Source organism: Paenibacillus sp. PsM32, from assembly GCF_030433815.1.
GTDB lineage: Bacteria > Bacillota > Bacilli > Paenibacillales > Paenibacillaceae > Saccharibacillus > Saccharibacillus kyungheensis.
The window spans coordinates 119,401-136,228 of record NZ_JARUWY010000002.1 but is presented as its reverse complement, the minus strand read 5'-3'; the positions used below and the strand labels follow the sequence as shown (position 1 = coordinate 136,228).

General features: G+C 37.8%; 16 protein-coding genes. 12 read left to right on the top strand and 4 right to left on the bottom strand.

From position 1 onward, the window contains the following. The first annotated feature begins 10 nt into the window (after positions 1-10). From QCD85_RS06465 to QCD85_RS06455, 3 genes are read left to right on the top strand one after another with little or no spacing between them, the layout of a single operon-like run. The gene (locus QCD85_RS06465; protein ID WP_069325954.1) at positions 11-709 is read left to right on the top strand and encodes a response regulator transcription factor; all 699 of its coding nucleotides are present in this window, start codon (positions 11-13) and stop codon (positions 707-709) included. Beyond that, complete coding sequence (locus QCD85_RS06460; protein WP_273612620.1) at positions 709-2,112, top strand: sensor histidine kinase; 1,404 nt, start codon at positions 709-711, stop codon at positions 2,110-2,112. Before QCD85_RS06465 ends, QCD85_RS06460 begins: the two co-directional genes overlap by 1 nt. A gap of 26 nt (positions 2,113-2,138) precedes the next feature. Continuing rightward, positions 2,139-3,218 (top strand): GNAT family N-acetyltransferase, encoded by a 1,080-nt coding sequence (locus tag QCD85_RS06455; RefSeq protein WP_301262037.1) that lies wholly within the window; start codon positions 2,139-2,141, stop codon positions 3,216-3,218. A gap of 96 nt (positions 3,219-3,314) precedes the next feature. Here the strand turns inward: QCD85_RS06455 and QCD85_RS06450 are convergent, their stop codons facing one another. After that, positions 3,315-4,517 (bottom strand): glucose-1-phosphate adenylyltransferase, encoded by a 1,203-nt coding sequence (locus QCD85_RS06450; RefSeq protein WP_301262036.1) that lies wholly within the window; start codon positions 4,515-4,517, stop codon positions 3,315-3,317. A gap of 295 nt (positions 4,518-4,812) precedes the next feature. Here QCD85_RS06450 and glgB point away from each other — a divergent pair, with 295 nt between their 5' ends. The 4 genes from glgB (at position 4,813) to QCD85_RS06430 (ending at position 12,073) form a co-directional block, all read left to right on the top strand. After that, positions 4,813-6,735 (top strand): 1,4-alpha-glucan branching protein GlgB, encoded by a 1,923-nt coding sequence (gene glgB / locus QCD85_RS06445; protein WP_301262035.1) that lies wholly within the window; start codon positions 4,813-4,815, stop codon positions 6,733-6,735. A gap of 16 nt (positions 6,736-6,751) precedes the next feature. Next, a complete protein-coding gene (glgA, locus tag QCD85_RS06440; RefSeq protein WP_273612616.1) occupies positions 6,752-8,185 on the top strand; it encodes a glycogen synthase GlgA in 1,434 nt (477 codons plus the stop codon). Between the two features lie 213 nt (positions 8,186-8,398). Next, complete coding sequence (locus tag QCD85_RS06435; RefSeq protein WP_301262034.1) at positions 8,399-9,238, top strand: hypothetical protein; 840 nt, start codon at positions 8,399-8,401, stop codon at positions 9,236-9,238. A 72-nt stretch (positions 9,239-9,310) separates the two neighbouring features. Then, positions 9,311-12,073, top strand: coding sequence for a PAS domain-containing hybrid sensor histidine kinase/response regulator (locus tag QCD85_RS06430; protein ID WP_301262033.1), 2,763 nt, complete (start codon positions 9,311-9,313; stop codon positions 12,071-12,073). A gap of 82 nt (positions 12,074-12,155) precedes the next feature. Here the strand turns inward: QCD85_RS06430 and QCD85_RS06425 are convergent, their stop codons facing one another. Beyond that, on the bottom strand, positions 12,156-13,049 hold the full coding sequence (locus QCD85_RS06425) for an AraC family transcriptional regulator (RefSeq protein ID WP_301262032.1): 894 nt from the start codon (positions 13,047-13,049) through the stop codon (positions 12,156-12,158). Positions 13,050-13,203: 154 nt separating this feature from the next. On the opposite strand from QCD85_RS06425, the gene QCD85_RS06420 reads away from it, so the two are divergent. From QCD85_RS06420 to QCD85_RS06410, 3 genes are all read left to right on the top strand, one after another. Continuing rightward, positions 13,204-13,647, top strand: a complete 444-nt coding sequence (locus QCD85_RS06420; protein ID WP_301262031.1) for a YybH family protein — start codon at positions 13,204-13,206, stop codon at positions 13,645-13,647. A gap of 156 nt (positions 13,648-13,803) precedes the next feature. Beyond that, complete coding sequence (locus tag QCD85_RS06415; protein WP_301262030.1) at positions 13,804-14,112, top strand: hypothetical protein; 309 nt, start codon at positions 13,804-13,806, stop codon at positions 14,110-14,112. Between the two features lie 25 nt (positions 14,113-14,137). Further along, positions 14,138-14,425, top strand: a complete 288-nt coding sequence (locus tag QCD85_RS06410; protein ID WP_301262029.1) for a hypothetical protein — start codon at positions 14,138-14,140, stop codon at positions 14,423-14,425. A 23-nt stretch (positions 14,426-14,448) separates the two neighbouring features. On the opposite strand, the gene QCD85_RS06405 is transcribed toward QCD85_RS06410, so the two are convergent. Both QCD85_RS06405 and QCD85_RS06400 read right to left on the bottom strand, forming a co-directional pair. Continuing rightward, entirely contained in the window at positions 14,449-14,712 is a 264-nt protein-coding gene (locus tag QCD85_RS06405) for a hypothetical protein (protein ID WP_301262028.1), read from the bottom strand. Between the two features lie 20 nt (positions 14,713-14,732). Next, complete coding sequence (locus QCD85_RS06400; RefSeq protein WP_273612608.1) at positions 14,733-14,912, bottom strand: hypothetical protein; 180 nt, start codon at positions 14,910-14,912, stop codon at positions 14,733-14,735. 136 nt (positions 14,913-15,048) lie between these two features. Between QCD85_RS06400 and QCD85_RS06395 the strand changes: the two genes are divergently transcribed. Both QCD85_RS06395 and QCD85_RS06390 read left to right on the top strand, forming a co-directional pair. Then, positions 15,049-15,537 (top strand): hypothetical protein, encoded by a 489-nt coding sequence (locus QCD85_RS06395; RefSeq protein ID WP_301262027.1) that lies wholly within the window; start codon positions 15,049-15,051, stop codon positions 15,535-15,537. A gap of 257 nt (positions 15,538-15,794) precedes the next feature. Next, positions 15,795-16,799, top strand: a complete 1,005-nt coding sequence (locus QCD85_RS06390) for a hypothetical protein (protein ID WP_273612607.1) — start codon at positions 15,795-15,797, stop codon at positions 16,797-16,799. The last annotated feature ends 29 nt before the right edge of the window (positions 16,800-16,828 follow it).

Genomic DNA, 16,828 nt, shown 5'->3' with positions numbered 1-16,828 from the left:
GGTCTATTTTATGAGTAAAGTGTTGATTATGGAAGATGAAGAATCAATCCGCAGTTTTATTATTATTAACTTGAAGCGAAATGGATTTGAAGTGATAGAGACAGAGAACGGTGAGCAAGCCTTGCATATGTTAGAAACTGTTCCTGATATTGATATTGCTTTGCTTGATGTCATGGTTCCGGGTATTGACGGTTTTGAAGTATGTCGTCGTATTCGTGAAAAAAATGAACGCATTGGTATTGTCTTTTTGACAGCCAAAGTACAAGAACAAGATAAAGTATATGCTTTATCAGTTGGTGCAGATGACCATATCAGCAAACCATTTAGCCCTACTGAATTGATTGCTCGTATTCAGTCTTTGTTACGTCGTGTCAATGTACAACGTGAATCGAATACCAAAGTATCCTTTGAATCCGGGCCATTTACACTGGATCTGATCTCCAAACAATTTAAGAAAAAAGGACAACAGATCGAATTGACACCAACCGAGTTCTCATTGGTTCAATTTTTCCTTGAAAAAGAAAATACACCGCTTAGTCGTGATCTACTGTTGGATCATGTATGGGGCAAAGAGTATATGGGTGATCCCAAAATTGTAGATGTAAATATTCGTCGTTTGCGTCAAAAAATCGAAAACAACCCGTCTGAACCTGAATTCCTACAAACGGTGTGGGGACATGGCTATAAATGGAGAGGCCGGGAGTCCTAATGATCAAAAAAGGCATTAGCCGCCAGATTGTTTTGCATTACTTTATTGTTGTATTTCTGGCGTTGCTCTTGGTAGAGTTAGTGTTTTTATTCTCTATGCGTACGTATTATTACGACAGTATTTACAATTATCTCAATAGTTCTACAGATGTACCGCAAAACTTTATCAGCGATCAGTCGAGCCCTGTGAAATATCAAGAGATTATTCAGCGTTATGAGTTAGGCGATACGGTTGAAGTTCAACTTTTGGATACTCAGGGAAATGTTTTGCAAAACTCGACCAATTTTAGAGTAGATAAGCCGATCCAGACCGGTGATATTCCACAAGCATTAGCAGGTTCTACCGGTCGCTGGATTGGTAAGCAAGCAGGTACTGGTGAAAATGTTATGGCAGTGACCAGACAAATTCAAGTGAACGGTGATAATTATCTGGTGCGTTATGTGACATCGCTAGAGCGTGTAAATCAGAAGTTATTAACGATTACTATGGTTGCTGTAGGCGTGGGAGCCGCTGTCTTAATTATTGTGCTGGTAGTAAGTCTAGGATTAGCGAATTCTATTGTGCGACCACTTAACAATATTATTGGAGTCTCTACGCTAATGGCAAAAGGGGACTTTAACGCCCGCATCAAAGGTAATTATCCTCATGAAATTGGTGAGCTTGCTTCTACTCTGAATTATATGGCGGAAGAAATTATTCGTAGTAATCAGATCAAAGACGATTTTATTTCTTCGATTTCACATGAATTACGAACACCTCTTACAGGTATTAAAGGTTGGAGTGAGACGTTAGTTTCGGGAGGATTCGATCCTGAAGAGACAAAGCTTGGTATGAGTATTATTTCTAAAGAAACCGATCGTCTGATTGGACTGGTTGAAGAAATGCTTGATTTCTCAAAATTACAACAAAATCAGATGAAAATGGTTATAGGTGAAGTGAATCTCAAAGAAGTACTGCAAGAAACGATGCTGAATGTCTGGGCCAAAGCAGAACAGAAAAAAATTCAGCTCAAATTAGAACCGGGCGAACGCCCATTTATCGTACAAGCTGATGGGAACCGTCTAAAACAGGTCTTTCTAAATATTGTCGATAATGCGATCAAATTTTCACCGGAAGAATCTACTATCTTTATTATGCTAACAGAAGTTTCACCTGAACGAGTACGCATATCGATTCAAGATGCGGGTATAGGTATTAGCCAAGAACATTTAGAAAAAGTAAAAGATCGCTTTTTCCAAGTGAATCCGAACCGAGGCGGTACAGGACTTGGGCTTGCCATCACCCAGCAGATTGTACAATTGCATAATGGAGATATGTATATTGATAGTGAACTGGAAAAAGGTACAACCGTTATGATTGAGCTACCTTTAACAAAACAACAAGAAATTTTACAGCTTACGTAAACTGATCATGTAAGGAGGAACACCATTTGACATTACAACAACCTCAAGTTGGAGATTTGCAACTTCGTATTATCCAAGCCAATGAGCAACATGCCGAACAGGTAACCTCTTTGTTAGTCAATGCGGCAGAATGGATGGAATCTCAAGGAATTGAACAATGGAAAAAGGAAATGTTTACTCCTGAATTAATCCATAGTTATTTTGCGGAGCGAGAAGTATTCCTTCTTTATGTAGATGATCGACCAGCAGCGATGTTTACTCTGCAATCAGGAGATCCCGATTACTGGCAACACCTAGATGATGATCGTTATTTATATTTGCATCGGTTGACGGTGCATCAAGATTTTCGTAGTCTTGGATTAGGTGCTATTCTGATTCAGTGGGCTACCAATTATGCATTAACATCTGGTAAAAAAGGGCTTCGGTTAGATTGTATGGCGCATTTGCCTACGTTGAATCGTTTTTATCAGAGTCAAGATTTTCGCTATATGGGAACTCATGATGTGAAAGGTCGCTTGGCAAGTCTTTATGAAAAGCTTCCACCCGCAGAGAATCATCAGATTCGGTTAGAGTATTTTCTGGAAAAAGATTTTGAGCAGTTATTAGAATGGTCAGGAGACGCTAAATTCCTGCAACAGTGGAGTGGAATAGGCTGGGAATATCCACTAGATACTTCCGATCTGGAAGCTCATATAGAAGGTGCCAATCATCCTATGTTTTCAGATCAATTGATCTATATCGTAGTCGATCGAATAACCAATCACAAAGTTGGTCATGTTGCTTTAAGTAGAATTGATCGTACTAATCGATCTGCACGTATCTCCAAATTATTAGTCGGTGATCCTGAAGCTAGAGGCAAAGGATATGGTCGCCAAATTATTAACGAGTTATTACGGATCGGTTTTGATACGTTAGGAATGCACCGTATCACATTGGGTGTGTACGATTATAATGTATCTGCTATCAAGTTATATGAATCTTGTGGATTTAGCAAAGAAGGATTAATGCGAGATTCTTCATGGTTAGATGGACAATATTACAGTGTGTATGAAATGAGTATTCTTGAAGATGAGTGGAGAGCATTGCAATCGCGCTCCACATCATAAAATGATAAAAAAGCGATAGCCTGATGGCTACCGCTTTTTTTATTTATAATGACTATCATTCAATAAATGAATGAACAGTATTTTGTTGTAATTGGATTATAGTCCACCAGCACGTAGTCGGCTGGACTTCTCGTATACTTCTTGAAGTAAACGTGCAGGTTGTGTACGAACCACAGGTTTAGCATGAATGATTTCGTAAGGAGCCACTACTTTGATATCGTTAGCAGTACCTTTAATCACAGCGCCTTCTTTGATCACAGCACCTTCAGCAACAATAGCATATTCTACTTGAGCATGCTTGCCAACTACAGCACCAGGCATAATTACACTATGACGAACATGAGCAAACTTACCAATCTCAGCATTGTTGAATACAACAGAACGTTGTACATCACCTTCTAAAATGGCTTGGTCACTTACCATAGAGCAATTCGGTACTTGACGCTCACGAGCAATAGTAGTCTCTACATTTAAGCTAGGGGAGAACATCGGCCAAGCTTCATTTTTTAACTCGAATTGTTGACCATCATTTAGAATATCCATATGAGCTTCCCATAAGCTATCAATCGTACCAACGTCTCTCCAGTAACCCTGGAATTCGTAAGCAACGACAATTTGATGCTCAGCAAGCATTTGCGGAATAATATCTTTACCGAAGTCATGATTAGAATCTGCTTTGGCAGCATCTTCAATCAGATGACGTCTTAGGTATTGCCAGTCGAACACATAAATACCCATAGATGCCAGGTTACTTTCAGGTTGAGCAGGCTTTTCAGAGAATTTAGTAACATTCATTGAAGAGTCAGTACTCATAACACCAAAGCGACTAGCTTCTTCCCATGGTACTTCCATCACCGAAATAGTAGCTTTCGCTTGATGTTGTTCATGGTAAGCAATCATATCACTGTAATCCATATGATAAATATGATCACCAGAAAGAATCAAAACATTTTCAGGATTAAGCGCATCAAGATAAGCGATATTTTTCGTGATCGCATCGGCTGTTCCCATATATTCACCTGTTGCTTCTGAAGACAACAGAGAGATGTTCATTTGAAGATTGGATGTGGACCAAGCATCCCCTTGATCGATATGGTCATGAAGCGAAGCAGCTTCATATTGCGTCAGTACGCCGATCGTATCGATGCCTGAATTCACGCAATTACTAAGAGGAAAATCGATAATTTTGAAGTCTCCGCCAAACGGTACAGCTGGTTTGGCCACAATTGATGTAAGTGGTGCGAGTCTGCGCCCTTCTCCTCCGGCCAGCAACATAGCAACACACTTTTGATTTTTCATTAACTTTTCCCTCCAACTATATAATGACAACGCTCATGATGATGTAATAATTTATAACCTTGAAAGATAATGCTTGAAACAAGTTATTGTAAAATATTTTCATTCTTAATCTTATGTTCCCCTTTCTGCATCAAATGTAGTCTTTTCAAGTGTGCAAAATAAGGGTAATAGTTGTAGTTAGTGACTTAAATGGTTTACCTATTCTAATCAGGGCAATAATAAATTAGAATAGATAAAGAACATATCAAATGATGATAAAATGATGTATACATTTATTAGTTAGCGGGGTGATGTTTTGAGTCAAAAACGGACAGTCTACGGAGAGCCAACTCCAGAAGAGCTTTATCTTTTTCATGAAGGCACCAATTTTCATACGTATCGTCATTTTGGGTCTCATGTGACATCAGAAAATGGAGAGTCCGGTGTGCGTTTTAGTGTATGGGCACCTCATGCTGCACGTGTTGGCGTAGCAGGCGATTGGAACAACTGGGATGGAGAACATTATCAATTACATAAACTTCCAAACTCGGGAGTATGGACAGGATTTTTACCCAATATTCTTGAAGGCACTTTATATAAATATCATATTACTTCATCTAATGGTGATTCGTTTCTCAAAGCTGATCCGTATGCTCACTATGCTGAAGTACGCCCAGCTACAGCCTCGGTAGTTGCTTCTTTATCTGGATATACATGGAACGATGTGGTGTGGAGACGCAAACGTCGTGCTCCTTATCGCAAGCCACTGAATATTTATGAAATGCATTTTGGTACATGGAAACAAAAAGAAGATGGTAGCTTTTACACTTATCGTGAGCTAGCAGATTTGTTGATTCCTTATTTGGTAGATATGGGATATACGCATTTAGAATTGATGCCATTAACCGAGCATCCGTATGATCTATCATGGGGGTATCAAAGTACAGGATACTTTGCGCCGACGAGTCGTTATGGAACTCCACAAGAGCTAATGTATTTTGTAGATGCTTGTCATCAAGCGAATATTGGAGTGATTTTGGATTGGGTTCCCGGGCATTTTACCAAAGATGCACATGGACTGCGGATGTTTGATGGTACACCATTATATGAGTACGCTGATCCAGATCGAGCAGAGAAAATCGGATGGGGTACATTATCGTTTGATTTTAGTAAGCCAGAAGTTCGTTCGTTTCTGATTTCAAGCGCACTATATTGGATGGAGATGTTCCACTTTGACGGTCTGCGTGTTGATGCGGTTACCAGCATGATTCGACTTGATTTCGGTAGAGAAACAGTTGGAGGTTGGAAGCCGAATGAACAAGGTGGAGCTGAAAACAAAGAAGCTATTTTATTTTTGCAACAGCTTAACAAAACGATTTTCCAATATTACCCGCATGCGTTAATGATGGCAGAAGAATCAAGTGCATGGCCGGGTGTGACGAAGCCTGCGCATGAAAATGGACTTGGGTTTAATTACAAATGGAGTATGGGCTGGATGAATGATACGCTCGATTATATGGAATCTGATTTTGAGCAACGTCCAGAAAAGCATAATCTTTTAACATTCCCGATCACCTATGCTTTTGCTGAAAATGCTACATTACCACTGTCCCATGATGAAGTAGTACATGGCAAAAAATCGTTGTTAGATAAAATGCCGGGCGCTTATGAGCAAAAGTTTGCAGGTCTGCGTCTATTGCTTGCGTATCAAATGACTCACCCGGGCAAAAAGCTTTTATTTATGGGTGGCGAATTTGGACAATTTATCGAATGGAAAGATCAAGATCAATTGGATTGGTTGTTGCTTGAGTACGATATGCATCAGAAAATGAAAAGTTATACACGCGAGCTGAATCATCTATACCTTCAATTACCTGCTCTATGGGAACAAGATCATGAGTGGGAAGGATACGAATGGTTGAATGCAGATGATGCTGCACGCAGTGTGATTACGTATATGCGTAAAGGAAAGAAAACAAATGATACACTGATTATAGCGATTAATTTCCAACCGATTCCGCAGGTGAATTATCGTGTAGGTGTACCCAAAGCAGGCACTTATGAAGAGATCTGGAATAGTGATGAACCTCGCTTTGGCGGAACAGGTGGACGAACAGAATCGTTGTTATTCTCGGAGAAAGTTCCGTTCCATCAGCAAGAACAAAGTATTGAAATGACCTTACCACCACTTAGTGTCATTATTTTAAAGCGTCGAACTTCAAATAGACGCAAATTATAGAGGGAGGACATAAACGATGAATATTTTATTTGCAGCAGCAGAAGCGAATCCTTTTATCAAAACAGGGGGGCTTGCTGATGTTATAGGAGCATTACCTCAAGCGCTACAAAAAGAAGGGGCAGACGTACGGATCGTCTTGCCTTTTTATAAAAGTATTCCTGCACCGATTCGTGAAAAATCGGTTTTGTTGAAAGTTATTCAAGTGCAAGTGGGATGGCGTAGTCAATATTGCGGAATTATGCAATATATCGAAAATGGCGTTACAGTTTATTTGATAGATAATGAATATTATTTTGGTCGTGATGGTATCTATGGATATGGAGATGATGGAGAGCGCTTCGCATTCTTTAACCGCGCAGTGTTAGATATTTTACCTGAAGTTGATTTCCAACCGGATATTATTCATGCTCATGACTGGCATACCGGAATGGTACCGATGTTGCTTAAAGCACAATATCGTTATAACCCATTCTACGCTAACGTACACAGCGTATTTACGATTCACAATCTATTATATCAAGGCATTTTCCCTTACTCTGTTCTAGGAGATTTGCTTGGTATGGATGATCGTTATTTCCAATCAGATGGTATTGAATATCATGGAAATGTAAGCTTTATGAAAGGTGGACTGGTATTCGCTGATCAAGTGACTACAGTAAGCCCAACATATGCTGAAGAGATCAAAATGCCATACTATGGTTATGGATTGGAAGGATTGCTTGGTTCTCTGGGAGATCGATTACATGGAATTGTAAATGGCATCGATACGAAAAGTTATAACCCGGCAACAGATACGTATTTAACCAGTAATTATCGTAGTGCAACTGCCAAACGTACAGCTAACAAACTAGCTTTGCAAGAAGAATTGGGATTGCCTATTGATGCTAAAATTCCTATGATTGCGATGGTTACTCGTCTGACTGAATCCAAAGGATTGGATCTAGTGACTCGTGTACTGGATGAATTTTTATATTATGATGATGTGCAATTTGTTATTTTGGGCACAGGTGAGCAAGAATACGAAGATTGGTTCCGCGAAGCGGTGGCTCGTCATTCAACTAAGCTTGCGGCGGAGATTAGATTTAGCGAAGGCGTAGCACGCCGTATCTATGCAGGTAGTGATATGTTCTTAATGCCTTCTAAGTTCGAGCCTTGTGGGATCAGTCAATTGTTAGCGATGCGTTATGGTAGTATTCCTATCGTACGCGAAACAGGCGGATTAAATGATACTGTACAGTCATTTAACGAATTTACAGGAGAAGGTACTGGATTTACATTTGCTGCTTATAATGCTCATGATATGTTGTTTACAATTCGTCGTGCATTATCTATTTATCATCAACCAAAAGAATGGAAAAAAGTTGTGAAAAATGCGATAACCGGTGAATATAGCTGGCAGGTATCTGCGCAAGAATATTTGGAAGTGTATCGCCAAGCATCGGAATCGTAAATAATTGCAAAATTTTAAAGATACAAAGTGTAACATGTAAGATGTAACAAAAGGCTACCCAAACGATATAGAATAACGGGTAGCCTTTTGTTATTTTCAACATTATTAATATGCTAATCATTCATATCTATAGATCAATCGAGAACTAGAACGTGTTCTTGCTTTGGATTAAGCTATAGATTATCTCAATCATTGGTAAGGAGTGAGGCAGCGATGTTAAGCCTAACAAGCACAAAGTGGGAACTTTTAGATGGGCCTTATGGTAACGGTGGACATATTCCATTGCAAATTCAGCAATTACAACAAGATTACGATCAAGAACAAGCAACAGCATTATATTATGAAGAGTTGTATCATCAAAATACGATCTATCCTTGTACATATGTAACAGTACCTTATTTAGTAGAGCTGGCTTTACATACTTCAGAACATTACATTCTTATAGATATTTATATCGTATGTGGCATGTTTGAAGCATGGAATCAGCTACCCCTTTCGTCATATGACGAAGATGTTGCAGATGCCTGGCGTTCTTATTTTGTAGATTTTGATGAAAATGAAGTCAAAGATATTTATCAATCATATACAGATTCACTTATGCAGCTTCAGCAACGCATAACAGAAGTGAGAATTCAGATCGATCAAGTAGAAGAAAGTGAAAAAATGTATATATTATCTGCAACAGCAGCTTTGCATGGATATCGGCAGTGGGCAAAATGTTTGTTAACGTACAGTGATGGTGAAGAATATATATTGGATTGTTCTCACTGTGATCAACCGATCTATATTTGGCCAGCTAATGATAGCAATATTACTGAATGGCGAGCATATAGTGAAGACCCGGTTATTCAGACAGAGGCTACATTTGAAAAAGTAATACCTGATCTAGAATATGAGCACCAAATAGATCTGAATTGGTTATATACGTATATGGGTTCATTACAAATGTCATCTTGGTTAGCACACCTTCCTTATTTAGGAGGAAGAGTGAAATGTCCTCACTGTTCTGACGATATATGTGTAAAGGAACAATTGTTACAACAGTTTTCCTAGCCCTATGTATTGTGATCGATTTCATTATAGTAGGCTACAGCATTGCTCAACATAAGGGAGCGTTAGAAAGATATGAGCGAAGTAACGATAAGCACAGAAGAATATGAAAGACTATTATCAAATGAAAAGCATTACCACAATATTATTAATTATTCTAATGACTTAATCAGTCGTCATCGTATAGACAAAGGATCGACATATATTTCTATGTCTAATGTAGCTTATGAAATGATGGGATACCTGCCTGAAGAGTTAAAAGGTACCAGTGGATTTAGTTATATTCATCCTGATGATGTAGAACAAGTAATAGAGCATATCAATATGAGCTTGATTATTAGCCATTATGCTACAGCGGCATATCGTATTTTGCGTAAAGATGGCTCTTATTTCTGGGCGGAGTCTGTCTGCCGTTATGTCTATGATGAGTATGGCAAAGAAATTGAGGTATTAGCAGTTACCCGGGATATTACTGAACGTAAATTGATTGAAGAACAATTACAACAAAATGAATGGCAAATGCGTCTGATTACCAATCACACCTCGGATTTTATTTCACGTCATAAAGCATCAGACAATCTTGAGTATTTATATGCTTCACCGGCCTGTAAAACATTATTAGGTTATGAGCCTGAAGAAATGTTAGGCAAAGATGGGCTTAGCTATGTACATGAAGAAGACGTAGAGAAAGTACGAGACTACTTAATCTCTGTGCAACAGGTTCAAGTTGATCCAGAAGCGGTAATTTTTCGGTTCCGGCGCAAAGATGGAACGTATATGTGGTCTGAAACGACTTGTCGTTATACGTATACCGATCAAGGCGAATTTGAATACGTGGTAGCTGTGTCACGTGATATTACCGAACGACGCGAACAAGAGAAAAGAATGCGTGAAAGTGAAAGTCGCTATAAATCTTTATTTGAACATAATCCTATCGGTATTAACGCATTAAGTATGGATGGAACGTATCTGTCTATGAATAAAAGTATGGAAGAGCTTTTAGGTTATACAAATGAAGATTTGAGAAATAAACCTTTTGAACCTGTTGCTCATCCTGATGATCTCGCTAAAACCAACTATCATTTTGAGTTAGCCAAAAAAGGCGAGACACAGACATACGAAATACGTACTTTTCACAAAGATGGTCATATTATTGAGGTACATGTTACCAATGTACCGATCTATGTGGAAAATGAAGTCGTAGGTGTCTACGGGATTATTAACGATATTACAGAACGTAATCATTATCTAGCTAAAATCAAAAATCTAAGCAATCAACAAGAGCTTATTCTGAACTCGGTATCTGAAGGGATATTCGGAGTCGATCTGGAAGGTAATACCACATTTATTAATCCGGCTGGATCAGCGATGTTAGGCTATGATGTGGATGCTATGATGAATGAGTATCACTTGAAGCAAATCGAGCAAAGTGAGCCAGATGGTAGCCCATCACTAGCAGGAGATACACCGATTCTACGTTCTCTTTCAGACGGGCAACCGCTTTATCGGGAAGAAGCAGTACTGTGGCGACAAGATAATTCAAGCTTCCTTGCGTCTTATCGTGTAACCCCTATTATAGATAATGGGGAACGTGTAGGGGCTGTTATCGTATTTCAAGATCGCACTGAAGAAAATGAAGTTATACGAGCTCGTGAAGTTGCCGAACAAGCAGACCGCGCCAAATCGGAATTTTTAGCGATTATTAGCCATGAATTGCGTACGCCTATGAACGGGATGATCGGCATGATTGAGCTATTATTTGATACGTTAGAAACGCAAGAACAACGTGAATATGCAGAGATTATTATGGATAGTAATAATGCATTACTTAAAATTCTAAATGAATTACTGGATTTTAGTAAAATCGAAGCTGGGCGTATGGAACTGGAATACAGTGAAGTAAGTATTCAGCATTTGTTAGATCAGGTGACCGATATTTTTGCGATGCCTGTACAAGAAAAGAAACTATTTATTAATACGCATATCGATCCTAGATTGCCTTCCTATCTGATAGGAGACGAAGATCGATTGCGACAAGTTCTTATTAATCTGGTCGGCAATGCAGTCAAATTCACAGATAACGGTGGAGTTCTTATTTCGGCTCACTTGAAGCCACAAAATAATGCTCAATCTATTGTTATCGAATTCTCTGTGCAAGATACAGGGCATGGTATACCAGAAGATCAACAAGCGAAGTTATTTCAACCGTTCTCCCAGATCGGTACAGCGACCAATCGCAGATATGGTGGAACAGGGCTGGGATTATCGATTTGCAAAAAGATTATTGAGTTAATGGGTGGTTCTATTCGTGTAGAAAGTAATAGCAATCGTGGAGCGACTTTTGCATTTACCCTCACACTGAATGCAGCCGATTATCCAGAAATTACAGCAGCAGAGCAGTTGTTACATGCTACACCATCTGTTCCTAGTTCATTATATGGCCCATTGCGCATATTGGTAGCTGAAGATAATGCAACCAACCAAAAAGTACTGCTAACCATTTTAAGTAAACGAGGATATCAAGCAGATCTTGTAGAAAATGGTGCGGCCGCTGTCGAAGCGACCAATCGCAAGTCATATGATCTGGTCTTTATGGATGTGAATATGCCGATTATGGATGGTCTGGAAGCCACCCGTCGTATTCGTCAACAACATCGTCACAAGCCTGCACCGATTATTGTGGCTGTTACTGCATTTGCTCGTAAAGAAGAACAGTTATTGTGCATGGAAAGTGGGATGCAAGATTTTGTTTCTAAGCCACTGCGTATTACTGATATTGAAGCACAATTAGAAAAGTGGTCAGAGTATATTCGCAATCATGCTAACGATAGAAAATAATAACATCACAACAAAGAAACTCTCTTAATGCTAGAGAGTTTTTTTGTTCACTATTTTATATGGAAAGTAAGCTTTTGGATCTTTACCATTCAAAGGTTTGTTCTCGAAAATCGGAAGCAGTACATCCTGTTTCTCTTTTGAAAAATTTACTAAAATGGGTTGGTTCTTTAAAGTTAAGGTGTTCTGCAATTTGGTTAATAGATTGATCGGTATGGACAAGTAATCGTTTTGCTTCCAAAATCATTCGAGCAGAAATAAAAGCTTTGGCAGTCATGCCGGTTGCTTCTAGGGTAGCTCTTGTTAACGTTTTTTCAGTACAATTTAAATAGTGAGCATACTCGCTGACATGACTCCATTCAGTAAAATGTGTCTCAACAAGCTTGTGGAAATGAATAAAACGTGGTGACAATTGAGTATATGTCATAGAATGAGCATTTTTGTGCAAAATATGAAGCCATGTCATTAAAGCATACAGTTGATAACGTAATAACATATGGACATCTTCAGTTGGTTCTGGGATCAGAGAGTCTTCTGTCATTCTGGTAATCGAATGAACCGCTCGTGCCAATTCTGCATCCGTTAGTGTTAGCACTTTGGGTAGTCTTTCGATATCAAATGCTAGCTTGTGCTCATTTAAAGTTGAAGTTATAGGTATCAGAAACTCAGAACGAAATAAAATAATCCAACCTTCCCAATCTTCATCTTTTCCAAAGTTATGGACTTGATTAGGAGAGACCACAAGTAAAGTTCCTGATTTACATAAAACCGGTTCAAAATTAATCCATTGAGTACATTCGCCTTGAGTCACACAAATAAGCATATAGAATTTATATCTATACGTAATGTACATTCTTCCTTCAAGTGTACGCTTTTTCAATTCGGAAAAACTGAAAATTTCTAAGTCGTATGAATAAGGTGACGGCGGCTTATATCCTAAGGGTTCTATCTTGGCATCACTATTCAGTTTAAAATTCATAGTATATCTTTCCTTTCAGTGATAAGAGGCAAAACAATAAAATGTCCATTTTATATCTTTTTTAGTCCTTATATAGCCTTTATTTCATATATTAAATTACCTAAAATGATCATATAGCATCTTATCAATATAACACAAAAAAGGAGTTTGAAAAATGAATACGATGAACCAGAACGAAATTGCTGAAATTGTTATGAATATCGAGCGTGCAAATAATGAGCGTTGGAATAAGGGAGATTGCTACGGTTACTTGGATAGTTATAGTGACGATATCAGTTACTTTGATCCAATTACTGAAAAACTTCTCGTGGGTAAAGAAGCTGTTGAAAAGCATATTTTGGCACACTATAAAAATCCGAATATTATCCGAAGCGAATATATTGATCCAGATGTGGCTATTAGCGAAGCTGGTGATCTCGCTGTACTGAGTTACAATTTACGTAATTTTGTAGTAGGAGAACATGGAGAAGAACAGCTTCAGAATTTTTGGAACTCAACAGCAGTTTTTCGCCAAATTAATGGTAAGTGGCGTACAGTCAATGCTCACTGGTCTTTCGTCCAACATCCAGGAATTGTATCGAGACCGGATTCGTTTTAAAAGAAAAGATGATAGATAGCATATTAAAAAGAACTCTCTTATTTATTAGGAGAGTTCTTTTTCTAGCTATGATACGTTATAGCGTACCACTTGCTTAATCTATATATGTTATTTTAATACAATAAATATTAAAATATACTCTAGAGGTGGAAAACGGTGAAAAAAATTATTGTAATACCACAAGGTGAACAATATGCTAAGTATGTGGAAATAGGGTTGCTGATAGATCAATCATATGCGATTACATTAGGAGAAGAACATGTGCATCTGGTTAAAGTAAAGCCTACTACACAAGCAGATATTTATATTGCAGAGCAACCGTATAGTTTTATAATCATTGCTGTAGGTACATATGGAATTGAAGATTTACCTATCCTTCTTAAAAAACTGAAAAGCGTGTCAGGATATGCACTATTAACCAAGTATCATCATGTAGAAGATGAGTATTTTAATCTAGCAGAATAATTATGAGTAGAAAGAAGGGAAGTCAATGAACAATCATTCTTCAAATCATCATAGTCATAAAATGAAATGGCTTCGAAATGCTATTGTGAGTGTAGCAGTCATTGGATTGTTAGGTAGTGTGTTTACAATAGGATCAAGACAAAGTGAGGCGACTATCCAAAGCACCTCTACATCCAATTATCATAATTCATATTTTGTAATCGGTAATCCTAAGCTAGTGATCGCAGTAGTTGCAGGTGCTAGCGTTGGCATGGGTGTAGGTATGCCATTTACTGCGAAATTATATACTAATATGTTAAGTTCTATAAAATGAAATATTATGTAGCGATCTAAGTATTATTGTTTATAAATAAAACCGATATAAACCAATGCTGCTAAACAAACCAAACATCCAAGAACAGCTAAAATTCGATGAAACTTAGGATACTTTTGCGGATTGATCGTAGAAAATTCGATGACTTGTGTTAATGTAAGCACAAAGTAGGCAAACGCTGCTAAAGCCAGTAACCCAATAGCTTGCGGATAAACTAATCTCAATAGCAAACAAATTACCGCTACAACAGGACAAGTGATAAAAATAATCTTAAATAGTCGTTTCATTGTCAATACTCCATTTCGTATTATTTAGAAGATGTGGAAGGTTTATTTAATACAAAAAAAGTAGCAACCATCATACATAACAAACCACCTAACCACCCTATAGTTGGAGCATAAGCAAATATATTTTTGCTGTACATTCCTAGAAGAATCAAGCATACACCTGCTAAAATGAACCCAATTACTTTACGTTGTAGCAACATATATTCGTCCTCCTTACATCATCAAGTATCTACAATAATCTAATATTATCAAAAAAAGAGAATCATTACTAAAATATAACGTCTTAGCTAGTATAAGAGATTTAATGTAATCGATTTTTTGAAATGAGGAAAGATTATGATTGTCAATTCTAGAATGGAACAATATTTGAGTCATTTATTAGATGAACATACCAACCAAATGAATATATCTATTGATCAAGCAGAAATTCAAAATCTGGTAACGCCTTATTTTTTTGAATGGGATCAATGTGTTCTTCTAAAACAATCCAGTGTAGAAGAATTACCTGTTTCTTTTGTACCTAATTCATATTTATTGGATCGAACAGCCTTTGAAGCCTATTATAATCACATACACTTAAATGATTGCATAAATTCAACTTCTAGATCATATCATTTATTACAAACTGCTATTGAAATTATCGAAATCTGGAAAATAACGTTGTCTAATCAATTTAAAAATAGAAAAAGATTTATCATTATATTGTCCTATGATGCGGAGGACTGTGTTTTACGATTTCATACATTAAGAGAAGAAGAACGTTCATGGTTAAACGTAGATTCATTAGAATCGTATGCAGAAGGAATTATGATGATAGAAGTATAATAAGACATCTGATTGAAAGAACCATAATACAATAGCATCTCTATGAATAAGTTCCCGATATTTTCTACATGTTCAATATGATTTCAAGTTTCAAAGTATAGATTATGTAACATGAAAAAGGCGATTTTTGCTATCTGACTCGTTTTCTTATAGAATAGTCACGTAACAATGAACGCTATGTGTCTTTTTTTGGTTACTCATGATAGTGAGACATGAAGGCAGTCAGCTATATTTACACAACAGAGAGGAATGTACGCATGAAAAAAGTAAAAACATTACGAACGGTGAGCATTATGCTCATGCTAGGAGCATCGCTCACAGCTGTACATACAGCTTCTGCTGATCCATTGAAAGTGGATAATGCTTTTTTTGAAAAACAAAAGCAAGTGGTGATGGATCAGACTACGACTCATTCCAGTAATGATACAAGTGCATCTAAAGAAGTGCAAAAGCTTGAAAATGCCGATTACTTGTATATGAGTGAAGATGGTCAGGTGTATAGTTCCAAACGTGGTTATTTAGGAGCAGCTAAAAAAGATGATGATCTGGAAGCTTCACGTGTTGGCGATCAACCGAGTCCACCCATCAGCGGAAATGGGCCTGCCGTTAAAGATGTAAATGGAGGCACAACCGGAGCTTTTGAACGTAAGCAATTAGCATACTCTGGCTTTGATAGTATTACATCAGATATCACTCTTCCTAAAGTAAGTGGTCTAGGTGCAGGCGAACAGCCGTGGGTATACTATGGATTTGATTCTGATAATGCTTCTATTGAAGCAGGTTATGCGTATCAGACAGGTACTTTTAGATGGTTGCCGTATATTCGTTCCAATGGTTTTTATTATGCCGATTCTGCTTACCAGAAGTATGATGGTAATCGTATCAATAGTGTACAATTTTATCTAGCCAAAACAGCAACATCGGATACGTATTACAATGCATATATGGTAGTGGGCGGAACGCAAGTAACGATTGCCCCAACTAAATTTACCGATAGTGATGCTCAATCCACTTCAGTGAAGAAAGTTACTTCAATTGCTAAAAAAGCTTTTGATGGTACAAATATTGAAGGTCGCACGATGAATCAGCGATATGATAATGTACAAGTGTCTTTATTTTATCAAGACCAAGCGTATCCATGGACACAATATCCAGAGTCTAGCGACTTTAAAAACAATAAATGGTACGGAACGATCGATAATCCTATCTCGTATGTACATCGGGATTGGGATAGCACCTCGATTTATAAAGATACCAACTAACGCATCGTCACAATCTTCTATAAAACAAA

Bases quoted from the DNA above. Each gene is read 5' to 3' on its own strand.
- QCD85_RS06435 (WP_301262034.1), top strand. From the start codon at position 8,399: ATGTTAAGCCTAACAAGCACAAAGTGGGAACTTTTAGATGGGCCTTAT.
- QCD85_RS06400 (WP_273612608.1), bottom strand. From the start codon at position 14,912: ATGTTGCTACAACGTAAAGTAATTGGGTTCATTTTAGCAGGTGTATGC.
- QCD85_RS06390 (WP_273612607.1), top strand. From the start codon at position 15,795: ATGAAAAAAGTAAAAACATTACGAACGGTGAGCATTATGCTCATGCTA.
- QCD85_RS06405 (WP_301262028.1), bottom strand. From the start codon at position 14,712: ATGAAACGACTATTTAAGATTATTTTTATCACTTGTCCTGTTGTAGCG.
- QCD85_RS06430 (WP_301262033.1), top strand. From the start codon at position 9,311: ATGAGCGAAGTAACGATAAGCACAGAAGAATATGAAAGACTATTATCA.
- QCD85_RS06410 (WP_301262029.1), top strand. From the start codon at position 14,138: ATGAACAATCATTCTTCAAATCATCATAGTCATAAAATGAAATGGCTT.
- QCD85_RS06460 (WP_273612620.1), top strand. From the start codon at position 709: ATGATCAAAAAAGGCATTAGCCGCCAGATTGTTTTGCATTACTTTATT.
- QCD85_RS06450 (WP_301262036.1), bottom strand. From the start codon at position 4,517: ATGAAAAATCAAAAGTGTGTTGCTATGTTGCTGGCCGGAGGAGAAGGG.
- QCD85_RS06420 (WP_301262031.1), top strand. From the start codon at position 13,204: ATGAATACGATGAACCAGAACGAAATTGCTGAAATTGTTATGAATATC.
- QCD85_RS06395 (WP_301262027.1), top strand. From the start codon at position 15,049: ATGATTGTCAATTCTAGAATGGAACAATATTTGAGTCATTTATTAGAT.
- glgA (WP_273612616.1), top strand. From the start codon at position 6,752: ATGAATATTTTATTTGCAGCAGCAGAAGCGAATCCTTTTATCAAAACA.
- QCD85_RS06465 (WP_069325954.1), top strand. From the start codon at position 11: ATGAGTAAAGTGTTGATTATGGAAGATGAAGAATCAATCCGCAGTTTT.
- QCD85_RS06425 (WP_301262032.1), bottom strand. From the start codon at position 13,049: ATGAATTTTAAACTGAATAGTGATGCCAAGATAGAACCCTTAGGATAT.